Annotated in this window: 18 protein-coding genes and 1 pseudogene; 9 read left to right on the top strand and 10 right to left on the bottom strand. The window is 67.2% G+C overall.

Going from position 1 to position 24951, the window contains the following annotated elements; all coding sequences use genetic code 11:
• Positions 1–118 precede the first annotated feature (118 nt).
• Positions 119–613 (top strand): hypothetical protein, encoded by a 495-nt coding sequence (locus AC1P0E_RS31970; RefSeq protein WP_482745585.1) that lies wholly within the window; start codon positions 119–121, stop codon positions 611–613.
• On the opposite strand, the gene AC1P0E_RS31975 is transcribed toward AC1P0E_RS31970, so the two are convergent.
• Together AC1P0E_RS31975 and AC1P0E_RS31980 are read right to left on the bottom strand one after the other, a co-directional pair.
• A complete protein-coding gene (locus AC1P0E_RS31975) occupies positions 579–1361 on the bottom strand; it encodes an IS5 family transposase (protein ID WP_482745586.1) in 783 nt (260 codons plus the stop codon). The two genes, AC1P0E_RS31970 and AC1P0E_RS31975, sit on opposite strands and share 35 nt — an antisense overlap.
• A 443-nt stretch (positions 1362–1804) precedes the next feature.
• A pseudogene (locus tag AC1P0E_RS31980) lies at positions 1805–2002 on the bottom strand (ATP/GTP-binding protein); the annotation flags it as partial.
• 102 nt (positions 2003–2104) lie between these two features.
• Here AC1P0E_RS31980 and AC1P0E_RS31985 point away from each other — a divergent pair.
• The 5 genes from AC1P0E_RS31985 (at position 2105) to AC1P0E_RS32005 (ending at position 10537) form a co-directional block, all read left to right on the top strand.
• Positions 2105–2575: a hypothetical protein gene (locus AC1P0E_RS31985; protein ID WP_482745587.1), complete on the top strand. Its 471-nt coding sequence runs from the start codon at positions 2105–2107 to the stop codon at positions 2573–2575.
• Between the two features lie 654 nt (positions 2576–3229).
• On the top strand, positions 3230–3622 hold the full coding sequence (locus AC1P0E_RS31990) for an SseB family protein (protein WP_482745588.1): 393 nt from the start codon (positions 3230–3232) through the stop codon (positions 3620–3622).
• Entirely contained in the window at positions 3619–4233 is a 615-nt protein-coding gene (locus AC1P0E_RS31995; protein WP_482745589.1) for a hypothetical protein, read from the top strand. The genes AC1P0E_RS31990 and AC1P0E_RS31995 overlap by 4 nt, the downstream gene beginning before the upstream one ends.
• The gene (locus AC1P0E_RS32000; protein WP_482745590.1) at positions 4233–9029 is read left to right on the top strand and encodes a putative T7SS-secreted protein; all 4797 of its coding nucleotides are present in this window, start codon (positions 4233–4235) and stop codon (positions 9027–9029) included. Before AC1P0E_RS31995 ends, AC1P0E_RS32000 begins: the two co-directional genes overlap by 1 nt.
• Positions 9030–10381: 1352 nt before the next feature.
• Positions 10382–10537 (top strand): hypothetical protein, encoded by a 156-nt coding sequence (locus AC1P0E_RS32005; RefSeq protein WP_482745591.1) that lies wholly within the window; start codon positions 10382–10384, stop codon positions 10535–10537.
• A 254-nt stretch (positions 10538–10791) separates the two neighbouring features.
• On the opposite strand, the gene AC1P0E_RS32010 is transcribed toward AC1P0E_RS32005, so the two are convergent.
• From AC1P0E_RS32010 to AC1P0E_RS32025, 4 genes are all read right to left on the bottom strand, one after another.
• Positions 10792–11757: a TniB family NTP-binding protein gene (locus AC1P0E_RS32010; RefSeq protein WP_482745974.1), complete on the bottom strand. Its 966-nt coding sequence runs from the start codon at positions 11755–11757 to the stop codon at positions 10792–10794.
• 83 nt (positions 11758–11840) lie between these two features.
• Positions 11841–13955: a Mu transposase C-terminal domain-containing protein gene (locus tag AC1P0E_RS32015; RefSeq protein ID WP_482745592.1), complete on the bottom strand. Its 2115-nt coding sequence runs from the start codon at positions 13953–13955 to the stop codon at positions 11841–11843.
• The gene (locus AC1P0E_RS32020) at positions 13952–14761 is read right to left on the bottom strand and encodes a TnsA-like heteromeric transposase endonuclease subunit (RefSeq protein WP_482745593.1); all 810 of its coding nucleotides are present in this window, start codon (positions 14759–14761) and stop codon (positions 13952–13954) included. Before AC1P0E_RS32020 ends, AC1P0E_RS32015 begins: the two co-directional genes overlap by 4 nt.
• A gap of 109 nt (positions 14762–14870) precedes the next feature.
• Positions 14871–16268, bottom strand: coding sequence for a DNA-binding protein (locus AC1P0E_RS32025; RefSeq protein WP_482745594.1), 1398 nt, complete (start codon positions 16266–16268; stop codon positions 14871–14873).
• Between the two features lie 414 nt (positions 16269–16682).
• Between AC1P0E_RS32025 and AC1P0E_RS32030 the strand changes: the two genes are divergently transcribed.
• Both AC1P0E_RS32030 and AC1P0E_RS32035 read left to right on the top strand, forming a co-directional pair.
• Positions 16683–17516 (top strand): hypothetical protein, encoded by an 834-nt coding sequence (locus AC1P0E_RS32030; RefSeq protein ID WP_482745595.1) that lies wholly within the window; start codon positions 16683–16685, stop codon positions 17514–17516.
• A gap of 290 nt (positions 17517–17806) precedes the next feature.
• A complete protein-coding gene (locus AC1P0E_RS32035; protein WP_482745596.1) occupies positions 17807–18643 on the top strand; it encodes a hypothetical protein in 837 nt (278 codons plus the stop codon).
• A gap of 51 nt (positions 18644–18694) precedes the next feature.
• On the opposite strand, the gene AC1P0E_RS32040 is transcribed toward AC1P0E_RS32035, so the two are convergent.
• On the bottom strand, positions 18695–18985 hold the full coding sequence (locus tag AC1P0E_RS32040) for a hypothetical protein (RefSeq protein ID WP_482745597.1): 291 nt from the start codon (positions 18983–18985) through the stop codon (positions 18695–18697).
• A gap of 481 nt (positions 18986–19466) precedes the next feature.
• Here AC1P0E_RS32040 and AC1P0E_RS32045 point away from each other — a divergent pair, with 481 nt between their 5' ends.
• A complete protein-coding gene (locus AC1P0E_RS32045; RefSeq protein ID WP_482745598.1) occupies positions 19467–19931 on the top strand; it encodes a hypothetical protein in 465 nt (154 codons plus the stop codon).
• 1 nt (position 19932) lies between these two features.
• Here AC1P0E_RS32045 and AC1P0E_RS32050 read toward each other — a convergent pair whose 3' ends face one another.
• The 3 genes from AC1P0E_RS32050 to AC1P0E_RS32060 form a co-directional block, all read right to left on the bottom strand.
• On the bottom strand, positions 19933–20814 hold the full coding sequence (locus AC1P0E_RS32050; RefSeq protein ID WP_482745599.1) for a pentapeptide repeat-containing protein: 882 nt from the start codon (positions 20812–20814) through the stop codon (positions 19933–19935).
• A 280-nt stretch (positions 20815–21094) separates the two neighbouring features.
• Complete coding sequence (locus tag AC1P0E_RS32055; protein ID WP_482745600.1) at positions 21095–21571, bottom strand: nucleoside triphosphate pyrophosphohydrolase family protein; 477 nt, start codon at positions 21569–21571, stop codon at positions 21095–21097.
• Positions 21572–22240: 669 nt separating this feature from the next.
• Positions 22241–24808, bottom strand: a complete 2568-nt coding sequence (locus AC1P0E_RS32060; RefSeq protein WP_482745601.1) for an NACHT domain-containing protein — start codon at positions 24806–24808, stop codon at positions 22241–22243.
• Between the last annotated feature and the right edge of the window lie 143 nt (positions 24809–24951).

Consider the following 24951-nt stretch of genomic DNA (forward strand, 5'->3'; position numbering starts at 1 on the left):
GATTCAGAACCCGTTGTCTTTCCGAAGGTGATCGCTGCGTTTCCGCTGGTCAGGAATGAGATCGGCGCCTCGGCGGCAGGGATGACGTGTCGTGTCGTCTCTGTGGTGGAGGTTCCGGATGCCATCGGTGATGGGGCTGCTGGAAGAGCGAGAGCGTGCTGCCCGGCAGCGGGTGGAGGTCCTCCAGGCCGAACTGCGGGAGGCGGAGGCCGCGTGGCAGCGGTTCGTGATCGCCCGTGAGACGGTCGGTCAGATTCTGGCGGAGCCGCGCGAACGTGAGGAAGCATCGGGTGCCGCCGTATCCGACGAGCGTCCTGTGCCGATCGCGGGTGCCGTGCCAGGTTCGGTGGTGCCGGTGTGGCGCGAGGGGCTCGACCCGGCCGTGCTTGCGCCGGACTACCGGCGGATCATGGGCATCGTGGCCGGCCGGGACGGATCGGGTGGCGGCGCGATGGACTGCCGACAGCTCGCCGCGGCGCTCGACCTGGAGCCGGTTCCCGTGAAGGTCGAGGGCGTGCGGTCGAAGGCGAAGCGCCTAGCCGCGCGGGGATGGCTGACCGAGGAGAGCCCGGGGATGTTCAGTGCCTTCGCCGGGCGAGGCGGCGGCTCATGACCATGCTCATCGACCACCGGATCACCGCCTCGGCGCTGTCGGTGCGTGTCTCGTAGTCACGGGCCAGGCGGCGTGAGCGCATAAGCCACGCGAACGTGCGCTCCACCAGCCACCTCTTGGGCAGCACGGCGAACCCGGACACGTCGTCACTGCGTTTGACCACCGTCAGCGCGATCCGCAGCACGCTGCGGGCGAAGTCGACCAAGTGGCCGGTGTAGCCGCCGTCGGCCCATACCAGCGTCAGGCGCCAGTGCCGCTTGCGCAGCCGGGCCAGCAGCGTCTGCCCGGCCTCCCGGTCGGTGACGGAAGCTGCCGTGACCACGACGGTCAGCAGCAGCCCGAGGGTGTCCACCACGATGTGGCGCTTGCGTCCGTTGACCTTCTTGCCGCCGTCGAAGCCCCTGGTCGCGGCCGGCACTGACGCGGCGGCCTTCACCGACTGGGCGTCGATGATGCCCGCTGTCGGCTCGGTATCGCGGCCGGCCGCCTCGCGGACCCTGTCGCGCAGCCGGTCGTGCAGTTCGCCGATCCAGCCCTTGTCGCGCCAGCGTCGGAAGAAGGCGTAGACGCGGTCCCATGCGGGGAAGTCGGCCGGCATCGCCCGCCACGTGATGCCGCCCGCGACCAGGTAGCGGACCGCGTCGACCATCTGCCGGTGGCAATAACCCTCCGGCTGGCCGCCCCGACCCTGCAGCCAGCCCGGCACTGGCAACGCGGCACGAACCTCGGCCCACTCGGCGTCCGTCATGTCCGAGGGATACAAGCGCTGCCGCTCAGGGCGGTCACCCGCGTTCCCGTACACGTGCGCGAGACAATCACACGACCGGGCAAGCGAGTTGGACGCAGCGGACACCGACACGAAAGACTGCACCACGCAGGGCCTCCTGTTGCTCTGGACTCGACACCCACGAGCTGTGCGGGAGGCCCTGCTTTCATGCCCGGCTCACCAGAACATCACCCGACCGAGCCGCCACACCCGAACCGGCGTTCGTCATGATCGATAGAGCAACGGCTTCTAAGGCCCTGTTGTCACTTTTTGGGTGTTGTTTGGTGTGTGGGCTGGGGTGTTGTGGGTTGGTTGAGAACGGGTGTGGTGTGCGTAGGGGTGGGCTGGCCTGGAGTTGGGGCTGAGTGAGGGCCTTTTTGTGGGCGGGTTTCGGGGTGTAAAGGATCGGGGTGTGTTTTGCCTGGTCAGCGAGGGCGGGGCCGGGTAGGGGTGTGGGGGCGGTGGTGGTTTTCGGCGAGGTGGTCGAGGCGGATGTGTTCGAGCAGGGGCTTGGTGACCTTTTCGGTGCCGTCGTGGATGGCGGTGATAGCGGCTTGGCGGATGAGCCTTGTGAGGCTTCCGATGCGTCCGGCGGTGCGTTGGTGGAGGTAGGTGGCGTGGCGGCACCTCACCGGCCCCATTCCCGCCCCCCACCGAAGAACACCTGCTGGCCCTGCGCGAGCCGGACGCACCGCACTCCAGAACACCTCCCGTGGGGAAGTCTGATGCCGCCCCGCAACCGGCGACCCGCCGCCCGCCAACTCAACGAAACCGCCCGCCTCGCCGACCAATTCCAGGCCGCCGGCTTCACCAAACGCGACATCGCCCGCATCATCAACCGCGATCCCTCACTCGTCTCGCAGTTCTACACACGAGGCAAAGGCGCCGCCTTCGTCCCCGCCCTCAGCGCCGTCCACACCGCAGGCATCACTGACACCAGCGAACTCGCCGCCCTCGCCGCCCCCCCACATCACCCGCCGCACCACCGCTACCGGCACCCGCGCCCGAGTCCGCACCAAAGCCGTTCTCATCACCCCCACCGGCACCGGAACCGGCTGAGCCGGCGTCCAAGCCAAGCCTCCGCGCGCCTACGCCCCCTGATCGCCGAAGCCGCCCGCCGAGGCCAGCGCCCGGCCTTCACCGTCCGCATGCCCAAGAGCGGCTACACCCTTGCCTCCGGCAGCCGAACCGACTGACCCGGCATCCGCCGCGACGTCATCCAACGCGCCGACCATACCGAGGAGCGCTCGTACGGATCCGCGACTACCGGAGGCTTCGACGCCATCGACTTTGCCCAGCGCGTCGATGCAGCGGGCGGTGACGTCACGGCCGCCATCCACCGGTTGCTCCTCGAGACCGGCCGCATTCACGAAGACGCCCACATCACGCACCTTGCGATCCGAACCTGGCGCCCTCGCTGACGGCCTATCCCTTGGGTTGTCCCGAACGGCTCCTGGCCCACGTTGCGGTGTACCCAGCCCGGGGGCGTTTCGGCAGGCCATGAGGGCGCCGATGAGGCATGGGTTATTCGGAGCCGTTTGATCGCACAGCTTCCTCGCACGACGGATTAGTTTCAAACGCAACTACCGAGGGTGGTCTGCGTGGTTGCGTCCATCTCGTGATGTCACGGGCACGTCTTTGTGGCCCAACCGTGGCCTCAGGCAAGGCGTGGAGTGCGCCATTGCCGAGGTGAAGGGGCTCCGTGCTGGTGGAGCAAGGCGCAGGCATGTACGTTTCTTGGCTTCTTTGCGCCATCTTGGGTGTCCGGTGTCTGGCGCTGTTGGAGGGTTGTCGGACCGGTCGGTTACCGTGCAGGTTCGCGTACGCAATGAGTAACGGGGGTGCCGGGTATGCGTGCTGAGGCGTTGGCGCTGCGGCTGACGGAGTTGGCCCGGACCGGATCAGGGGATCTGAGGACGTTGGTGGGGGAGTTCCGGCGCAGTGAGGTGATGGTGCCGGTGGTCGACGGGGCATTGCTGTCGGTGGCGACCGGGTCGGTCCGCTGGTTGTTCGCTTTCACGAGCATGGAGACGCTGGAGTCCTTCGCCGGGCAGCGGGGCGAGGTCATCGAAGAATGGGTGCCGGTGTTCGGGGCCCGGCTTCTGGATCAGGTGATTCCGGATATCGGTGAGCCTGTGGGCGTCGCGGTCGATGTGGCGGGCGCGGCTCCGATGATGCTGCCGCCGGTGGCCGGGATTGTGCCGGACGCGGTGGCGCTGGATGGGGCGGGGGCTGCGGTATGAGCGACGGGGGCGGGTACCGGGCGGATACCGAGTCGCTGGGTGAGATCACCAAGGGCATCAACCTGGCGATGGACGAGCTGAAGGAGCTCGGGCTCGATGTCGATGCGAATCTGGGGCGGGGCTTCGACGACCTGGAGCTGGCCGGGTTGGAGTTGGGTGACAGGGCGCTGCAGGAGATTTTCGCGGAGTTCTGCGACCGGTGGGGCTGGGGAGTACGCACGCTGATGCAGGACGCGAGCGATTTCGCGTTCGGGCTCGGCTTGAACGCAGGGCTGTACCACGAGCAGGAACGGTATGCCGCGAACACGTTGAAGACGGTGTGGAATCAGGTCGGCGGCAACCCGTACGCCACTCAGGAGGAGATTGAGAAGACGTCCGTGAAGGACACGATGCTCCAGGGCAACGTGATCGGCCATGTGATGGACGCGGACTACAGCGTGGAGTCCTTCGTGGAGGCCGAGAAGGAGAAGAGCGCGGCCAGCGAGCAGTTGGTGGAGGACGTCGAAACCTCGCCGTGGACTCCGTGGCAGGAGGACACCGAATGGCAGTGGGACGGCCCGCCCGAAGCCGAGCAGAGCCCTGCCGAGGGTTCTGCGGGGGGTGAGCGCTGATGGGGCTGGACCTGCCCGATATAGGCGGCGCGATCAAGAGCGGTGTCGACACCATCGGCGCCAGGGCCGAGGGTGCCCTTGATTCCGTGAAGGAGAGCGTCGGCGAGGCCACCCACCGGGTCGCGGACAAGGTGGCCGACGGGCTGTCCTCGGTGGGCGCCGACCGGATCGCCGAGGGCGTACGGGACTACGGCGAAGGTGTGAGCAACCGCCTGGGGGGCGACGTCCCCGAGCGGCAGCTGGGCGAGAGTGACGACCCCAAGGAACTCATCCACGGCAGCGCCCCGGCGATTCAGGCGCGGGCGTCCCACTTGGCTGACTTCGGCAGGGCGTTCGAGTCGGTCGGTCAGGGTTTGCGTGGCCTGGACAGCGGTGCCTGGCAGGGCAAGGCGGGTGACGCGTTCCGGGAGAAGTTCGGGATGCAGCCGCCGGCGTGGTTGAAGGCGGCCGACTCGTGTGAGGAGGCCGGCAAGGCTCTGAAGGCGTACGGGGAAGCGGTGAGCTGGGCGCAGGGGCAGGCTTGTGCCGCGATCGAGGCGTACGAGAGTGCTCAGCGGGCGAGTCAGAGTGCGGCCAAGGTGTATGACGCGCAGGTCGCCCAGTACAACCAGGCTGCCACCCAGTACAACGAGGTTGCCGCGACGGGCGGTGATCCGGGCCCCAAACCGACCCAGCCGGGCAGCTTCCAGGACCCGGGCGAGGCGGCCCGCCGCGAGGCGCAGTCGATCCTGACCGAAGCCCGGCGCCAGCGCAGCGAGGCGGCACGCGACGCGTATGTGCGCGTCAAGCAGGCTTTGGAGCAGGCGCCGCGAAAGCCGGCGTTCAGCGACCGGCTCGGTGCCGAGGCCAAGGACCATGTGCTGAGCTCGGGCATGGAACTTGCGCACCTGGCCGGCGGTTTCGCCAAGGGCGCGGGCGAAGCGGTGGTGATGGCGCGCACGCTCAACCCGTTGGATCCCTACAACCTGACCCACCCCGCTGAGTGGAGCAGGCAGCACCATGCGCTGGCGATGAACCTGCTCGGCACGGTGGCTCATCCCGAGCGGATCCCGAAGGGCATCATCGGCTCCGGGTGGTCCAGCGACCGAGGAGACGCCGCCGGCGGATTCCTGTCCAACCTGATCGGAACCAAGGGCGCGGGCGCGCTGGCCAAGGGCGCCGCCCGGGGAGCGGCCCGTGGAGCGGGCACGGGTGCCGCACGCCGAGGTGTCGGCGGGGCGCTCAAGGACTTTTCCAGGGAACTGAAATGCAAGTGGTTCGGCGACCCCATCGACATGGCCACCGGCCGGATGGCACTGCCGCAGACCGACCTGTCACTGCCCGCCAAGCTGCCGCTGGTCTTCTCGCGTCAGTTCGAGTCGTCCTACCAGGCAGGCCGCTGGTTCGGCCCCCACTGGACCTCCACCGCCGACCAGCGCCTGGAGATCGACGCCGAAGGCGTCATCTTCATCCGTGACAACGGGGCCATGCTGGCCTACCCCCATCCCGTCCCCGGCGTGCCGACCCTGCCCCTGGAAGGTGGCCGCTATCCGCTGACCATCGACGCCCACGGCGACTACACCGTCACCGACGAGCTGAGCGGCCGAATATGGGACTTCGCCGCCCCGGGCGGCGACGGCAACGGCATCGCCCTCCTGGCCCAGGTCATCGACCGCTCGGGCCAGTGGCTCACCTTCGAGTACGACACCCAAGGTGCCCCGACAGCAATCGTGCACTCGGCCGGTTATCACCTCAAGATCACAACCGCTGAGGACCGAATAACCGCCCTGCACCTCGCCCACGCGTCAGAGAACGGCGGCGACCAAGAGCTGGTCCGCTTCGGCTACGACGAATACGGCCACTTGGCGACGGTGACCAAATCCTCTGGCATCCCGACCCGTTTCACCAACGACTCACTCGGCCGGATAACCGCCTGGACTGACACCAACAACTCGTCATACCACTACGTCTACGACGACCAGGCGCGTTGTATCTCTCAGTCAGGCGAGGCTGGCCACCTGCGCAACACATTCACCTACGACGACACCGACCCCGAGACCGGCAACCGTGTCATCACCGCGACCAACTCTCTGGGCCACAGCACGCGCTACCACGTCAACCGTGATCTCCAGGTCACCAAAGAGATTGCCCCAGACGAGGCCACTACTCACACCACGTACGACCGATACGACCGCCCCCTGAACATCACCGACCCACTTGGCCGTACGGTCAGCTACGGCTATGACAAGGCCGGCCGCACGGTCATGGTCGTCCGCCCCGACGGCCGCTACAGCAGCGTCGGCTACAACGACCAAGGCATGCCCGTCTCCATAGCCGGCGCCGACGGCACGCACCTCGCCCAGTCTTTCGACGAGTTCGGCAACCGCACGGAGCAGACGGACTCCTCCGGGGCCACAACCCGCTTCACGTACGACGACCTGGGCCACTTGTCCGGGGTGACGGACGCGATGGGTGCAAGGACCACGGTCCGCTGCAACGCGGCCGGCCTTCCGCTGGAAGCCACCAATCCCCTGGGCGCTGCGACGCGCTATGAGCGGGATGGATTCGGTCGCCCAGTCGCAGTCACTGACCCGCTGGGCGCGACGACCCGGATGTACTGGACGGTCGAGGGCAAGCTGGCCCGGCGCACCGCTCCGGACGGCACCACGGAGTCATGGACGTACGACGGCGAGGGCAACTGCACGTCGCACACGGACGCGACGGGCGCGGTCTCGACCTTCGAGTACACGCACTTCGACCTGATGTCGGCTCGCACGGGCCCGGACGGGGTTCGCTATGAGTTCGAGCACGACACGGAACTCCAGCTCCGGAAGGTTACCAACCCCCGCGGGCTGACCTGGAGTTACGAGTATGACCCGGCTGGCCGCCTGATAGCCGAGACGAACTTCGACGACCGCGCTCTAACATACGCCCATGACGCAGCAGGCCAGTTGACGATGCGGACAACGGCCTCCGGTTCCGTGATCCGCTTCGAGCGGGATGTGCTGGGCCGCACGGTGACGAAGGACGCGGCGGGCGCGGTGACGACGTACAGGTACGACCTGACGGGCGGCCTGGCCCAGGCGACCGGACAGGATGCGGCCCTAACCCTGGAACGGGACGATGCAGGCCGCCTGCTGGCGGAGACGGTCAACGGCCGCTCGGTGACGTACACCTACGACGTGCTGGGCCGCCGGACCGGCCGTACCACCCCGACGAGCGCGGTCAGCTCCTGGACCTATGACGCGGCAGGCAACCGCACCGAACTGGCCACCTCGGGTCGGACTTTGACCTTCGAGTACGACAACGCCGGCCGCGAACTCTCCCGTCACCTCGCCGGATCTCTGACCGTCACCAGCGCCTTCGACGGCCTCGGCCGCCTGACTAAACAGGAGCTTGTCGGCTCGGCCGACCAGCGCATCCAGCAGCGCGCCTACGCGTACCGCCCGGACGGCAACCTGGTCGGAATCGATGACCAGCTCAACGGATCCAGCCGTTTCGATCTGGACGCGGCAGGCCGGGTCACCGCGGTCCACGCGGCGGGCTGGACGGAGACATACGCATACGACGAGGCGGGCAACCAGACCTCGGCATCGTGGCCGGTCGCCATGCCGGGCCAGGAAGCGGTGGGCCCACGCACCTACACTGGGACACGCATCCGCACGGCGGGCGGAGTCCGCTACGAACACGACACTGCGGGCCGCATCACACTCCGCCAGAAGCCGCGCCTGTCCCGCAAGCCGGACACCTGGCGCTACACGTGGGACGCGGAGGACCGACTGGTCTCGGTCCTCACACCGGACGGCACGACCTGGCGCTACCAGTACGACCCACTGGGCCGCCGCATCACGAAACAGCGCCTCGCGGCAGACGGCTCCGAAACGATCACGGAACAGGTCGACTTCACCTGGGACGGCACGACGCTGTGTGAACAGACGACACACACACCGGGCACCAGATCGGTCGGGCTTACCCTCACTTGGGACCACCAGGGCCTACGCCCCCAGACTCAAACGGAACGCAAGACCGCGTCGGCCGGTACCTCCCAGGAGGAAATCGACTCCCGCTTCTACGCAATCGTCACAGACCTCGTTGGCACTCCGACAGAACTCGTCGACGAACAGGGTGACATCGCGTGGCGGACACGCAGCACGCTATGGGGTACGACGGCCTGGAACAGGGGCGCGACCGCGTACACCCCACTGCGTTTCCCAGGTCAATACTTTGATCCAGAGACGGGCCTTCACTACAATTACTTCCGCCACTACGACCCTGAAACGGCGCGATACCTCACGCCCGACCCGCTCGGCCTCGCGCCAGCTCCAAACCCCTCAACCTATGTCCAGAATCCATACGCTCAAATCGATCCACTGGGCCTTTCTGCCTGCGAAGAACATCTATTTCGAGGGACCACACGGGGGTTTGACGGCAGTTCAGGGGCCCAGGCATCAGATTTTACACCCACTTCAACGGACCCTGGTGTTGCGACCGCGTTCGCAAGACACTCGGAGCAATATGGGGATGCGGTGGTACAGCTTATACCTCGTAGCGCGCTCGACGGAGTGGAAACCATGAGAGGAATCATTAGGGCTGAGGCTGAAGTCGCAGTGGGTTTGCCTGCTTCGGAGCTCTCTAGGAGAGCCCTCGAGATCCCATCGGGCACAGCACACGAGATCCTTGCCGAGATGGGCGTCCATGTTCCCAGAATCAAGTCGTACGAGGGAATATCGGATGCCCTAGAGTGGGATATACCGAAGCTCTCACCAGAGCAAATTTCCCAGTTCGTGGCGGAGGGTTACAGTCGTGGCAAGTCCTGACAGGATCCAGATCTATGCCGTCGAGGAAACGACCAGTCGAAACGCTGTCTGCGTGGTGCGCTGCGTGGGCGGAATAATTCGCTCTGGACAGCTGTTTTCATTCGAGTCTGCTCGCACCGACCTTGCAGGAACGCTGCAAGTATCCCTCGATTTTATCGAGAGATATGGCAAGCGCGTGGAATTCCTGGATCCACCACATTCGGCAAGAGTTCAGTTCCATGGCGAGGGAGTCTCAGAGCTACGAAGAGGGGTCATAATCCACTCGGTTGAGCAGTAGAAACTCACCAAGTCCCTGCCGGTGACGGGCGACGACCCGCACAGCACAGCACTGGGTGATCAAGGCTGTTGGGACGAAGTTTGTGGGCCCCGGCGGGGCGCCGGTCATCGACTGACAGCCAGCCGATGTGGAGGCGGGCAAAGCGGATCTTGAAACTCACGCTGCGGGTTCTGCATTCTCCCGCGACCTCCGTGCCGGGTTTCGCCGCGGGGGCTGTTGGGGGTGGGTGATGACGGGCCGGTGAGTACCGCCGCTTCCGACGTCTCCGAGCCCCATGTGCCTGTGCGGCCTCTGCTCCCCGATCAAGTGCGGGGGCGGTATGCGGCGGTGCGTCACCTGCGCCGGCGCGGCACCCGGGCGCAGACCTCCACCGTCGGCGGGCCGAAGCAGCTGTGGAAGGAGCGGGGGCCGCGAGTACACGAGCCCAATCACTCAAGCCGCATGGAGATCCCGTGGGATCCAGAGACGCCGACATCGACTTCACCTTCACGCGACCGACCACCGTACGCGTCGTTCTCGGCGCCCTCACCTCGATGGGTTGGTCCGCCGTGGCCCCGGCCCGGCCATGTCGCGTACATGGTCAACGATGAGGACGACGCGTACGAGTGGCACGACAGCACACCCGAGCACATCGACGAAGCACTGGCAGTGCTGGACGCGACGGCGAACCTGCCGTACGCCGTAGCCCTCAACGTCTACCACGCGCAGGTGAAGACAGGCGGCATGTGGGCAAGGCGGGTGCCGCGCCCCGGGCCGCGCCGATCCCGCCCGCGGATGAAGCGGTGCCCGGTTCGCAAACGACCTGGGCTAGTTGGACAGTCACACACCGAGCCGGGGCCGTCTTCCAGACGCTCGGGCTCTGGGAGCTTCCTACGGTCAGCAGGGGGCGTGCCGGACGGGCGCATTCAGCCCCCCCGAGCCGCTGGAGCCCAACGCGTACGGCAGCCGTGAAAACTTCTCCGCAGCTGTGCCGATGCTGCGATCAACGGATCGTGGCTGTGCGGTCTCATGGACGACTGGCAGCAGCAGTCCGGCTGGAGTGGCCGCCGACCCGGCTCACCAGGACTGCGAGACTGTGCTCGCACAGGCAGCGCAGGCGGTGACCGAGCACCTCGGCACAGGCCCTGAGCGGACGATTCTGTCATCCGAAGCCGTGGTCACCGGGCCCGCGCTGACGCACCGCATCTGGCGCACCCCCACCCACGCCCTGGTACTCGGACCTGCGGGCTGACAACGGCCCCTACGGCTACCTCACCTGACGCTGGAAGGGGGGCTTGTTGGTGTGCGGGGCGCTGGCTGGCCTGGTGTGTTGCTGGTTTGCTGAGAGACAGAATTGACGGTTCGATCGGGGTGGTCGGGGTGTGTGAGCTGGAGCTGTGTGTTGTGTGCTGAGTGGGGTTGGGTGTGTTGTAGGTAGTTCTAGCGTGTAAAGGCCCGGACGGTGTTTGTGCTGGTCAGGGCTGTTCTGCTGCTTGGCGGGCGGGGTTAGCGGGTGCGGGGGCGGTGGTGGGTTTCGGCGAGGTGGTCGAGTCGTACTGCGTCGAGGGCGGCTTTGGTGATGCGTTCGGTGCCGTCGCTGATGGCGGTGATCGCGGCTTGGCGGATGAGCCGGGTGAGGGATCCGATGCGGCCGGCGGTGCGCTGGTGGAGGTAGGTGTGATGGCGGGGGAGGGTGCCGGGTTTGTGGTGTTGGAGGTCGAGGTTGTTTTCGATGTCGGTGATGACGTCGCGGAAGGGGTGGCGGGTGCCGTGGCGGGCGGGGAGGGGGCCGCAGTCGACGAGCGTGGCGCGTCCGGCGAGTTGGGCGCCGCGGGTGCCGGTGAACAGGGGGGTGTCGGTGACGTTGATGCCGGCGTAGACGAATGTCGCGGGGAGGCGTTCGGTGAGGTCTTTGATCAGGTCGGCGGTTTGGGCGCCGGTGGTGGTGCGGGGGTTGAGGCGGTGGATTTCGTCGATGAGGACGAGTTGGACGCCGGCTTGGGTGTAGGTGTGGCAGACGGCGTCGGTGATCTGGGTCTGGGTCATGCGGGTGGTGAGTGGGATGCCGAGGTAGCGGGCGAACTCGGTGATGAGGGTTTTCGCGGTGGCGCCGGGCGGGACGAGAACGTAGGCGACGGGGACCGCGGCACGGGCTGACCTGGGCGGTGAAGGGTTTTTGCGGGTGTGGGCGAGGTGGCAGGCCCGGCCGACATGAAGGAGGGCGGTGGTTTTTCCGGCCGCGGCGGGTCCGGTGACGATCAGGGAGGGGCGTGCGGTGGTCTGCTGGTGACGGCCGAGGATCATCAGGGTGCGGACCTGGGTGGCGAGGGTGCTGATGGCGGGGGTGCGGATCGTGACGAACGCGGAGTGGTAGGCGAGGCGTTCTTCAACGCTGCGGGGCGGGTCGTCCGGCTGGGGCGGGGCGGGTGGGTCGGTGGTGGCGAACTGGTGCCAGCCCTGCCAGGTGGTCAGCGGCCAGGACGGTTCGGCTGTGTCGCTGTCGCCCGTGCCGACTGGTGCGCTGCTCGGGTTCGGCGTTGTGGGGTGCGAGGTGTTCACCACTTGTCGGCTTCCTCGTGTGCGTCATAGAGCCCGAATCCGGTGGCCGTGGCGCGGGGGGTGTCGTCATCGGGCAGGTCGTCGAGGTCATCGATGCTGTCGTCTTCGCCTTCGGCACCCTGCTGCGCCGGGATGTCGGCGGGCCGTGCGGTGGCGTGTCCTGGTTGGCGGGCTGTGGGGAGGGGGACTGCGGTGGTGCGGGCCAGGAGGGCCTGCTCGGCCTTGGTGGCGTGGCCGCTGTGGACGCGGCGCATGAGCTGGTCGAGGGCGTCGGCCAGGCCGGCTTCGTACTGCTCGGCATCGCCGTGGTTGCCGTGGAGGGCGAGGGTTTTGATGTGCTGCCAGGTGCGTTCGTCGAACGGCCGGTGGACGTGGTCGCGGTGGATCCATGGGATTTCGGTCAGTTCGCCGTCGGGCAGGCGGACCCAGATCTGGCGGACGTCGTGGGGGTTGCAGTGGATCTCCCATTTCCCGCCTCGCCCGGCGACGGGGGAGGGCTGGCCGCGGTGGGGCGCGAGGAGATCGTGGTCGTAGGTGCGGTGGTGGATGCGGATGCCCGAGGCGGTGATCGTCTGCCAGCGCACCGGCAGCAGCTCGAGGTAGTCGTGTCCGGTCAGCGGGACGGCGACGTAGCCGGCGACGGCGACGAGGGCGGCCCACATCTGGTTCGGGGTGAGCGCTTTGCGGGGCATCATCGGGTGGCGCAGGCCTTCGTGGGGCCGGTGGTGGTAGTGCACCAGCCATTCGTCCAGCAGGTCCTGCAGCTGGGCGACGCTGTAGCAGGCGTCTTTTTCGGTGTCGGGGCCGCGGCGGGTGACGTCGGAGCCGGTGTAGCCGGGCAGGTGCTGGCAGAACAGGTGGTTGATGGTGCCGAAGGCGCGCTCGACGATGCCTTTGGCGGTGGGGGCGTGGGGCGGGGCGGGCTGGACGCTGATGCCGAGGCTCTCGCAGGCGGCGGTGAACGCCCGGGAGACGAAAATTTTGCCCCGGTCGACGACGATCGTCTCGGGCAGGACGACCGGCCGGGCCGCCGCCCCTGCCAGGCGCTCGTCCAGCGCGGCCAGCCGGTGATGGGGCAGGGTGGCGGCGCGGTCCATGCGCAGGATGTTCGGCCAGGTGGGGCGGGCGGGGTGCGGGACGGCCATCTCCGCGAGCAGCAGGGCCGCGTCGACGGCTTTGGTCGCGCTGGGGCACAGCACGGCGGCGAGGATGGAGCGGGTGGCGACGTCGATGGCGATGGTCAGTTCGGGCCGGGCGAGACGGCCGTCGTCGAAGAGGGCCAGGACGTCCAGGCGGGTGGTGTCGATCTGGACCTGCTCGCCGGGCCGCAGCGCCGTGGCAGGTGTGAAGGCCCGCCCCTCGAAGCTGGCGGGCATCTGGCGGACGGGTCCGGAGGGCAGTTCGCCGGGGCGGGCGAGTGTGGTGACGAGGCGGTACAGCGTGGCCTGGGACGGCGCGGGCACCGTCCCCGGACCGTGCCGGTCCTCCAGAATCTGGCCGATCAGTGGGAACAGGCCGTTGATGGTGCCCGTGGAGCGGCCGCGCTGGCGGCGCAGTGCCTCGCGGACGGCTGCGACGACCCGTTCGTCGGATCGCCCGGTGGGGCTGTAGGCCCGGGTGGTGCGGTGGTCGAGGAGCCCCCACAGGCCCTGCTTGCGGTAGGCCAGGCGCATGCGCTGCACTGTGGTGCGCGAGACGCGGCCGAAGCCGAGCGCGGTCAGCTCCTCGGCCTTGGCCTGCTCCCGCTCGGCCAGCGTGTGCCGTGCGGGGTCGTACTGCGGCCGCACCACCCCACCGCTGCCGGGCCCGTCGGCCAGACCGCATTCGACTTCTCTCACGTGCCGCTGCCAGGCCAGGGCCTTCTCGCGCGCCGCGGCGGGCGCGGTCTCGAACAGCCCCCACTGCGGGGCGGCCTGGGGTACGTCGGCCCCGATGACGGTGAAGCCGGGGTCGGCGAACAGGTACCCGGCGAGCACGGCCTCACCGCCACCGTCCGGGCCGACGAGATGGATCACCTGCCCGGACAGGGCGACCACCTGCCACTTCTCACCGCGGAAACGGACATGCGCGCCGACCTTCACCGCCGGCCGCGCATTGCGTCGCGCGGTCACTCGGCACTTCCCGTCTTGCCCGGACCACTCCAGCCCGGAGGGCCGACGAGGACGCGTTCGTGCAGCGGCGTATCCAGATCTGCCTTCACCCGTCCGTGCCAGAGGGCGTGGAAGACAGCGGGGAGGGCCTCGATCGGGTCGCCGACCGCTTCGGCGCCTTCGATCAACGGCCGCGGCCGCGCGAACGCCTCCACAACCGCGGGCGTCAGGCCGGGGCGGCCAGTGTTGCGGGGATGGCGGTAGCCGGCCAGCCATTTCAGATTGGCCGCCAGCACGTCACCCAGCGGAGGGAGGCGCCGGTAGGCCCAGCCGATCTCCTCACACGCCTCGCTTACCGCTTCGGCTGCCTTCACAGCGCGTTCGCCGCCGGCATCGGGGTGACTGGGGCAGTCGGCCAGCAGACCCGTGCCGTCGCGGTATCGGGCGAACAGCTGCGGCACCCAAGAACGCACCCGGCCCCGTTTCTCACGCCACAGCAGCCGCACCGGCCGCCCCGCCAGCCCTGTCACGTGCGGGTCGCGGTCCAGGCCCATCAGCTGAGCACGCATCGCGTTCGACCCCGCGGCCACATGCCGCCCGGTGGTCGCCGACCACCACACACCCGGCCCCCAGCGCCGCCCCGGGATCACCGGGAACGCCGACACCGGTGCCAACTCCTCGAACGCCACGGTCATGACGGCATCCGCCCACCGCTGCTGGACCGCCTGCCCCACCGGGTCGAGAAAGACCGCCTCGAACCCGCTCCCACGCCCCACGGCCACTCGCCCTGCCCGGCCCGCGGGCCGGGCCTCTCCTGCGCTGATCACCTGCGTCAGCCAAGCCGCTCCCGCCGGCAGGTGCCGCCGTTTTCAGGATTTCTGCCACAAACGAGTGCCGTATCAGCTAACAGCCAACGCACCCGTCAACGCACCGTTCTCAGCTGCCGTCTTCCTGCTTGCCCACCGTCAGCACGCTCCTGAGCGTCTCGGCGGACATGTCCACCCACCCGGCCACCTCCTGAAGCGGCACCCCGCCGTTCACCGCCGCCACCGCGGTCCGCTTCCAGGCCGCCTCGATCAGACCGGCACTGCGACCGAGACCACGCAGCAGATGCCGGGCGACCTCGGCGGTCGGCCCGCGCTGTACCCCGCGCAGCTGAAGCAGCTGCTCCTCGGCACTGTCGATGCAACTGCCGATCCGCGCCCGCTGCTCGGGCGGCACCACCGCCCGCCACATCGTCCCCGACCCCGGCGCCCGCTGCTCCTTGCCCAGCACCCGCAACTGCCCGGCCATCGTCACTGGCTGATGCTCCCGGCGCACCCACCATGGATCGTCCGCATACCCGGCCGGGCCGCTGGCTCCACGGCGCTGACGGATGACGCTGCCCATCCACGCGATCAGCGGACCGCCGTGATCCGTCGCCGCCAACGGCCCCAGCCACGCGCGCCCCACCCGCTCCCCGAGCCGGCGGCAGAACATCCCGTCGGCGGGCAACGCCCGCGGCCGCCCCGCACCACTGTCCACCCACACCAGCTCACCCATGCCTGGATCCAGCAGCGCATCGGCGACCGCCACCACCTCAGGGAAGACCACAGCGTCCCGCCCCACGATCCGCCACCACCCCAGATCACCTCCGGCATCCCCGCCCGCAACCTGATGCAGCCGCCGAGGCCAGATACTCTCCCGCTCCCAGCCAAAAGCCTGCTCCCACCACCGCGCCACCACCGCATACGCCAAAGCGAACACCCGCTCCGGCTCGGCCCCTGCCCGCACGGCCCGCCGCGCCACCCCGGCCCACCGCCGCTGCGCCGCGGCCACCTCCGGCAGGTGCCGCACGTCCAGATACTCGAGAGGCTGGTCGGCGTCCGCGTCCAGGAGCCACCGCCCGTGCCGCACACACACCCGATCCCACCGCGGCGCATACCGCACCACCCGCACGATGGTTCCCGTACGCCGTGCTGTGCACAGGCGGCAGCCGAATGCCACCGGCCCGGCGACCGCGCCGCCGATCCGCCACGCCGCCGCCGGCACTCCGTCCTCTGTGGCGGGCAGCTTGGAGTCCTCCTGTCCCCAGGACAGCAACGCCCGCGCCAGCACGTCTCCCTCAACGCCGCACAGGCCTTCCAGAAGCTGCCGTCCGGCCGCATTCAGCAACACCTCGGCGTCGCCCCGCGCGCCTCCGCCTACGTGCGCAGGCTGGTGGTTGCGCCACTTCCAGCAGGACCGCAACGCCCTGGCCTCCAGCCCGTAGCGGCTCGCGATACGGCAGATCAGCGACGAGATTGTCTCCCCCTGCAGGGGAGCTGTCCTCAGGAGGCCGGGATGAAGGGTCACTCCAGCACGATCTCGTGTTCGTTGATCCGGGCGGGCGCCTTTTCCCCATGTCCCTCTGCCCGGAGGGAAGGAGGAAGGGACGGGTGGGATGGGCGGCGCGGCCGTAGACCTCGGCGCGCTCAGCCAGTTGCGCGTCTGCCGGGCCGTCGCGCCGCACGCTGAGACGACGGACCACTCGCCGTGCCGCTGGGGGACGGTGCCGTCTGTCGCCCGGCGCGTTGCGTGGTCTGCCGCGCCTGGTCCGCTACTGTCGACCTGACAGGCCAGGGACGGTCTGGAGGCGAGCGATCCGCCCGGGTGGAGTCGCAGATGTCTCAAGGGTGGCATGCCCGGTCCCGCATCATGTGTTTCTCGGTGTCCGTGCATGCCCTTCCTCCACGGCTGCCGCCCGGGGGCAGCCGGAGCAGGAACCCCATGCCGCACACGACCAACAAGCGGATCAGCAAGGAACTCGCGCGCCTTCTGTACTTGGGACGTCTTCAGGCGAAGGGCGGCCGTCCCGCCCTGGATCCCACCGACCGCGGGCAACTCGCCTTCCAAGCCCTCCTCTTCGAGTGCCTGATGAGTACCCGTGAGCACCCGCACCCCCTGGAACAGCCGCGAAAAAGCGCGATGGCCAGCATCAGCGGCTACCTGAACGTCATCTGCCACCAGCCCGGCCATCTGGAGGTTCACACCAACACGGCCTACCGCGTCGCCAGCCGCATCCTGCCCTTCCTCCACGAAGACCACGGTGTGTGCGGGATCCCCGGCCTCCGGCTGATCGACTTCACCTGCCGACGGGTACGCCTGTTCCACCTCCCCACAGGAGCGCGCCTCGACCTCGTGGACTCGCAGCGCTGGCACGGCATGGACATCGCGCGCATGGTCTTCAGGCAGGAGACCGACTGGCATCACAAGGACGGGCGCTCGCCGCTGTGGCGTCACAACGGTCTCACCGACGAGGAAGCCGCGCACCAGGCGTGCTGGGCGTACACCGCCAGCACGCCGCTGCGCAGCGCACTGCTGATGCGTGCCATGCCACTGTGGTACCGCTTCGACCTCAGCCCGGCCTGGGTCACCGGCCACCCCACCCGCCCGGACCGGCTCATCTGGGATGCTCACACCGACACGGACCACGACCGCGTAATCGAGCTGTTGACTCGCTCCCAGGCCCGCATCCCAGGAGCCCGCTACCGCGAGAAGACACCCTGCTCCGGGACTCTTGAACTCGGCTCCGGCAGCGCTCAGCTGATCAGCGATCTCTAGGCGTTTCCGGCCGCTGGTCCTTGCCAGGTGCGTTGAACATCCCCTCTCCTGTACCAACACAACGAGACCGATGGGCCGTCGTCGTCCGTGTCCCCGGAAACCGGACCTCTCCGTACGACATGACTACGCCAGCCATGCCCTAGAGGAGATCGGCCGCGTCCTGGGCGCCACGAAGCCGTCCGCCCAGGAGGGCTTGTAGTTGGCTACGCCGTGATCCTTTGCGAAAAAGCGCTGCCGGTACGGCGGTTGGCCTGCGACCATCGGGCAAGAGTTCAACCAGGCGAGGAACGATGGCCAACTTCCAATTCGGTATGAACGACTACAGCGTCGACGTCCAGGCGCAGCACAACGTGACCTTCAGCCAGGGCTGGGACGTACACCGTCTCGCCCTGACCTTCGAGGTGACCGCCCGCGGCACCTACACCGTGGACGCGCCCTTCCTCGCCTCCGGCGACCTCTGGGTACACGAGATGCCCAACCCCGCCAGCTTCATCGGCAGCCTCCACGCCCCGACGGGCCCCGTCGGGCTGAAGCCGTTCAAGATGCAGCTCATGCTGCAGACGACCGTGACGGACCGGCAGCTGCGAGGCCTGGAGAAGCTGCGCGCGGGTGCCGACCTGGTCCTGCGCGCCCAACTCGCCCTCACTGCCCTGGCAGAGACCAAGCACTGGCCCGTCGCCCAGGACCAGGAGATCATCCGTATCCCGCACGCGACGTGGAGCAACGCCCTCACCCAGCTCAATGCCGGCGCTTTCATCGACGTCCTCATCCCGGTCACCACCGTGGAGGCCCGGGCCACCGGCGCACGACGGATCCGCGAAGCAAAGACAGCGATCCGCGACGGCCGGTACGAGCACGCCGTCGCCCTCGCCCGAGCGGCCCTCGATCCCGTACGCGAGGCCTGCAACACCAAGCAGCTCCACGACCAAGCGCTGCATAAGAAGGCCGGGGAACGGAACCAGGAGGAGCGCTGGGCGATGCTCACCCAGAGCGCCTACGCCCTCTTCAGCGGTGCCCCGCACGACGACGTGGGCACCACGGAGAATTTCACCTGGACCCGCGCCGACGCCATCGCGGCAGTCGCCACCGCCGGCGGCCTTCTCGCCCGGCTGGAAGAACTGCCCTAGCGGCGGTCAGCTCGCCGAAGTGCCCTGCCCTACGCACCGTTAGTTAGGTACTCAGACATGAGCACTACCGCTGCTGACTACGCCTGGTTGCCGGACCACCAGCTGCATGTTGCGGCGACCCTGGCTCATGTCGATCAGACGATCGACCGAGTCATTCGAATGGTTCACGACTACACCGCTCAAGAGCCGCTCTCTTTCAAAAGCGTCGTCGACGGCGATCAAGTGCAGGTAGTCGTGACTGCGATAGCGCCACTTCCTGAGGCGATTCCTCGTCTTGTCGCTGACGCTCTCACCCAACTGCGTGCTGCGCTTGAACACACCGTGTACGCCGAAGTGCAGCACCTATTGCAACGGTCTCTCACGGCAGAGGAAGCCCGCAGCATCGAGATGCCGGCCAGCACAAGCCTCGCTGACTTCGAGGCTTGGCTCAACCACCGCCGCAGGCGTGGGCTTCCACCGTTGCAGCCCAGTGCTCCTCTTGCTCAGCGCATCCGAGCTCTGCAGCCCTTCCAACGCCGGGATTCGGACGAACACCCGCTCAAGATCCTCGTTGAGTACACCAACATGGCCAAACATCGTCGGCCGACTGTTGCAGCAGCCCGCCTGGGAGCCGTCCACCCCGACGCACCGAACCCCGGCCTTGCGGTCTCCCAGCCCCTCGAGCGGCGGCCACAGCCAGGTAGTGGGCAGCCGATCCATGTCAACGACATCATCGCGACGGCGCCGCGCGGCGCGTACATTCCCTTCTCGATCTGGACGACGGTGTCGCTGCAGCGTCCGCACACAGGGCATCTGGAACATCACTGCCAAGGAACTGGAGTACTTGGAGGACTGGGTCCGCACCACAGCCATCCCGATCATCGTCACTGGCGGCCGCGAGGTCACACCACTGCCGCCGGAGCTGGACATCTCCACCGGATACGACGATCTGCGCAGCGAACTGCCGGGGGCTGGAGCCGCCTCTGCCGCAGAACGAGGCGGACAGCGGATCCAGGCCGCGGTCGCACGCACCGGCCTGACGGAAGTACTCGTCCCGCTGATGGGAAGTGACATGAGCGAGACGATCAGCGAGTGGGCGGCCACGCTTACCGACGAAGCGGTGCTTGAGCGAGTGGACGGTCTGGCCCAGGCTCGTCATAGCCATCAAGAGGCACTCAAAGCCACCGGGCAGCTGGCTGCCGAAGTCCGTGGGTACATGGGCCGCCACCACGCGGAATACGAAGCCAAGTACGGGCTGACCGCAGAGCTGCCCTTCCAGGTTTCTGGCGCCGCCGAGGGTGAGGGCTGAACTACCGTTTAAAATCAACGCCTTTTGGTAGCTTTGCCTCGCTGAGTTTGGCGCCTCTGAGGTCTGCGCCGTCCAGCAGCGCTGCTGTTAGGTCGACCCGTGTGAGATCCGCCTTCCTGAGATTGGCGTCTCGCAGATCGGTATGGGTAAGCCGGCAGTCATAGAGAGAAGCGCGGGTCAGATCGGCACCTCTGAGGTCGGCGCTGGTCAGATCGACTTGGTGGAGTTCTGCACCTTCGAGCAGGGAATTCTTTAGGTTTGCGTGACTGAGATCGGCGCTGTTGAACGCAGCATCCGCGAGTTGTGCACCTGCAAGGTTGGCATTCTGTAGTTGAGCGTTAGTCAACTGGGCGAACTGCAAGTTAGCGCCGGCAAGGTTGGCCTTGGTGAACCTCGCGTTGTCGAGGGAAGCGGCGGTGAGGTCCACATGGCGGAGGTTGGCTCCCGTGAGGTTGACATAGTTCAACTGTGCCGAATCGGGAAAGTCAACGGCGTTGAGGCGGGCGCCGGTCCAGGTGAGCAGGTCCAGGTTGTCCACCGCTTCAGGTGCATCGTGGGAAGGGTCGCGCTCAGCCACCACGACGGCGGCGGCGGCCACGTCGGGCAGTGCCTGATCCTTGGCGCGGTCTCCGGCGAAAGTCGCCTTCCGGGTCGTTGTCCCGTGGATGCGTATGTAGGCCCCGAGAATTTTGACGATGGCGGCTTGATCGCGGGGTGAATCAGTCATGACGCGTTGCAGAGAAAATACTCCGCCGAGGCGCACGTCGATTGAGTCGTCGCCGAGTTGGGCGACCGCAGCGGTGAATCGCTCGGTGACTTGGCTTCCCTGTGCCAACTCGAGCTCTCGGCTGCGATTGCCGAGTTCCGTAGTGTTCTGCCGCACGGACACTCCCGTGAACACGAGTGCCGCGACCGCGGCGACGGCTGTCAGGACAGTCGACAGATGCGTGACTGTGGCGCCCCACCCTCCTCCGGCGGGCAAAGCACCGGCGGAGGGATCGGGGCCAAGCCGCTGGGTGCGGGGTGAAACGTGAGGGATAGGTCGGCGCCTCGCGATTCGGCGCAGGTGCTGAAGTCGGCGGGCGGACGGCGGCTGGGAGGGCATACCTTATTGGACCGCACAGCACGGCTGACGTGCCGGGCTTCAGTCGAACTGCCCGGGCTCAGCTGATCTCGGCGTTCGGGGCGGAGGGCCAGAGAGCTGCTGTACCGGGCAGGACCTGGGCGGACAGGCGGGTGGGCGAGGAACCGAGGCTGAAGGTGCCTCCGGTCAAGAGACATGTGTCCGCAATGAGGGGGTCGTCGATCTTGACGAGCTGGCCGGGTTCTAGCCAGTCGTTCGTCGGAAGGGTGAAGTGGGCGCGTTGGGGCGTGCCGGATGCGAAGTCGATGTCTGTAACCGGGCCGAGGAAGGTTGGCGGACCGTAGATGGCGAGTTGGCCGAAGACGTCGCTGGCAGCAGTTTCGACGAGTTGGTCGGCTGAGTCGAAGGCGTCGGCGAATTCGCGTGCTCGTCCGGTGAGGCTTCCGATCTCTTCGGAGACGACGGTGCAGCGGTAGCCGTGCCGGGGGACGGCCAGGTCAGGTTCGTGGGCGTCGATCTCGGGCGGACTGAGCCGCTGCCGAAGGCGGGCGCGCACATGTCGAAGCGCTGTGCGATCGGCGTCATGGAGGCTCTTCCGGGCTTCTGCGAGCTGCTGCCATTCTGCGCTGGCCTGGAGCGCTGAAGCTACGGCGCGGGCGCTTGCGGCGAGGTTGCGTGATTCAGCGGGCGTGGCTTGGAGGCGCCGGGCTGCATCGGAGGGTACGTCATGACTTTGCAGGCCAGCTGCCCGTTCGCCGGCTTGCCAGGTGAGGCGGTATGTGTACTCGGCCGTGGTCAGAGCGGTGCCGGGCGCTAGCTGAGGTGCGGGCAGTTGAGGGTAGCCCGGCATACGTGAGCGCAGCCATGCGATGGTCGTACGATGTGCAGCTTCGACAGTCGCTGCCAGGTTCCGCCAAGTTTGCCATTCGCCCTCGTCGCATGGCGTATTGAACGCTGGCGGCAGCTGGTCATGAGCCTGCACTGATTGGGACAGCCGGAGTGGGGTAGCGGCGATATCGGCCCCGGATGCCTGCAGCCCTTGCAACCGCCCGGGTACGCCGCTGTTACGGGTGGGGGCGTTCCGCGGCAGCTGGCATGCGAATGTCTGGATGAGCGGTAGGGCTGCCCAGGCCTCAGCTTGCTGGGTCACCGCTCGCCACATCTGGGGTTCATTCATGGGCCGTCTTACCTGCCTTCGCTGTGTAGATAGCTCGCGGATATGAGCTCAGGGGGTGAGCCATCCCGGGACTGTGAGTTTCTCGATGGCTTTGCGGACGCGTTGTGCCGCCGTGGACGCGGGCGAAGTGGCCAGAAGGTGCTCGAGCGTGGTGGAGCTTGCCCAGTCACTGCTCAGGGGGGCCGTTTCTGCCTGCAGTCCCTCGGTGACGGTGATGTTGTCGCTGTGCCAGTAGTCCACGGGGGTGTGACGGCCGAAGGGGCCCTCCTCCTGAGGGCCGATGACCGCGTGCAGTCCCAATGGACCGACCTGAGCTGTTAGCGCTCCCGCATCGCCAGCAGGCGTGACGCGTTGGATCAGACTGTTGGTGAGGCGTGCGGTCTGTTCGGTGTGTGCTGCCAGTGCTTCTCGTGGCGACTGGCCCAGCGCTGGCCGGCGTGCAGGGAGCATGTTGGGCTGCTGAAGCTTTTTTTGCAGGTCACGACGCCACAGCCGCACCGCGATCGTGAGAGGACCGGCATCCTCCTCGAGGACGACAGCACCATATTGGTGGGTCAGATCGCGTGCCTGCGTCTCTTCCACCCACGCGGCTCCTTGCCCTGCATGCCGTACCGCAATGATCCGGCGGTCGTCCAGCCTGCACAGGGCCGTACCCTCTTCTGTGCAGGACAAGCTGCGCAGAAGGGCTGCGACGGTCTCCGGGGCGTTCTCTTCGAGCGTAGTGCGGTCGAATTCAGATACGGCGACAGCCGTAAAGGGCAAATCCTTGACGATCAGAGCGGCTGCCACAGCGTCGACACCTGCGATCTCGGCGTAGAAACGCATCCGCTGGTCGTCGCCTGAGCCCAGCCGACTGGGCAGGGGCATGGCACGGGCTGCGTGTGCGGCTGCTGCGAGGTAATCCGCAAACGAGTCGTGCATGGGTACCACCGTCTGGTCCCAGCCGAGCGATGTGATGAGACCGCAGCGCCGCGCGGTGTTGTTCAAGGCCAACGGTTCCGCGGGGAGCCCAGCTGCTCTGAGGGAGTCGGTGGCCTCGGAAAGCATGCGATGCCATTCGTACAGGTCCGCATGACGACGGCCTTCAGCCAGCAGGTGTGCGTAGACAATTCCTAGGGCCAGCCGCACAGCAGCCAGATTTACGGCGCCACTGCGCGCCGCAATCTGTTCGATGAATGCGCGGTACAGCCCCGCCCGTCCCCCCACCGGCGTGCCGTTGCTGCGTAGCGCCAAAGCCATGGAGAACAGAAGCGGGTTGCCCGCAGCGTCCCCCAGCGCGCCGTCGATGGCTGCCACAACCTCGGCAACACGACCTGGCGCGGGTGTCATGTCAAGGTTGGCCTTTTCAACGAGATCCATCTGTTGTTCGTGTCGCAGAGACGCCATCTCGTACATCACGGCAGAGACATTGCTGGGCAACGCCTCTCTCAAAGCCGCTATATCCCGTCCTACCAGTACAACACGTGCTCCATGACCCGTGGATACGGGGGCCATTAGCTCTTCGTGCAACGCACGCCGGGTAGGTTCTGACACCTCCGAGACGCCGTCGATGACCAAGGTCACTCGATCGTCCGACAGCGCCTGCACACCTGTTGCTGTGGGACATGAATCTCGTAGCACAGCAGCCAGTCCGTCGGCCGCGAGCGCGGCGAGACGGCCGGGAAGGAAGGACTCGGCGTGGGTCAGGATGACGGTCGTGCCCTCCTGCGCTGACTTGCGGCGCAGAATTCTGGCCGCAGTGGTTTTTCCTGTTCCGGTGCGACCGGCCAGAATGACAGGACCACTCCCGCTCAACAGGTCGAGGACATCCAGATCTTTCCTGTCCGTTCCCCCCAAGCGCCGCACCGTCAGAGGCGTCTGTAGCTCGATGCCGGTGACTGCTGGCTCGACCACACCGGGCTCAGCGCAGGAGCCGGCCATCTCGAGGTAGCGCTCCCGCACGTTACTCCACCGCAGAGCGGGTGGCTGTTCCGCAGGGACTCCGAGCAAGGCCGCGATCTCGCGCCGGTCCATGATCCGTAGTCGCGGCGCAGCGTTGCTTGTTTTGTCGAACAGGGCACGAAACAAGCGGTCGACTGCATGGGTGGCTTGCTCTCGTGCGTCCTCTGTCGTTCGTGCGAAGGGAAGCATGGAAGCCACCTGTCGCTCCGCACGCACGAGTAGAGCGCTGGTGTTGTAGGGGTCCTGGCGGATGGTCGCCCTTCCGAGGGCCGCATATACCGAGTCCTCGACGCTCGTGCCGAGCAGCTCAGTGAGCGGGCCTGATCGCCCTGCGGCTGCTTCTCCAAGGGCATCGTGCACACGCTGCCCACTCGGCCCTAGGCGACCATCGGTGAGGAACTCGAACGATGCGTGCGCCGCATCAGGGAGGATTGCCCAGCGCTTCAAGACGGTGAGCAATGCAGTCTCGCCCCAGGTGTATTCCGGGGCGCGCACCTTGACCTGAATGGCATGACGAAGCATGCCATCTCGGGCCAACAGCTCGATGTCCACAGCATCGTCTGTTCCCTCAACACGCACGCTGCCCAGGGCGGGATCTTGCAGCACCTCTACCGCTGCAAGCACGCCCTGCGCCTGCTGGTAGGCGATGCCGCGAACTGTATCTACGCCACTCACTCCCACATGATTCCATGCGGCTATGACAACTAGTGCGGGTTGAGGTGGGCACTAGCGGGAGGGCGGGCCTGGTGTTTCGTGATTGCGCGGAGTCTCTCCGCTGCTCTGGTGTCGGCTCCCCTAGACGTTAGCCACGGTTACGC

The sequence above is a fragment of the Streptomyces sp. TRD_SC_5 genome, assembly GCF_056836825.1.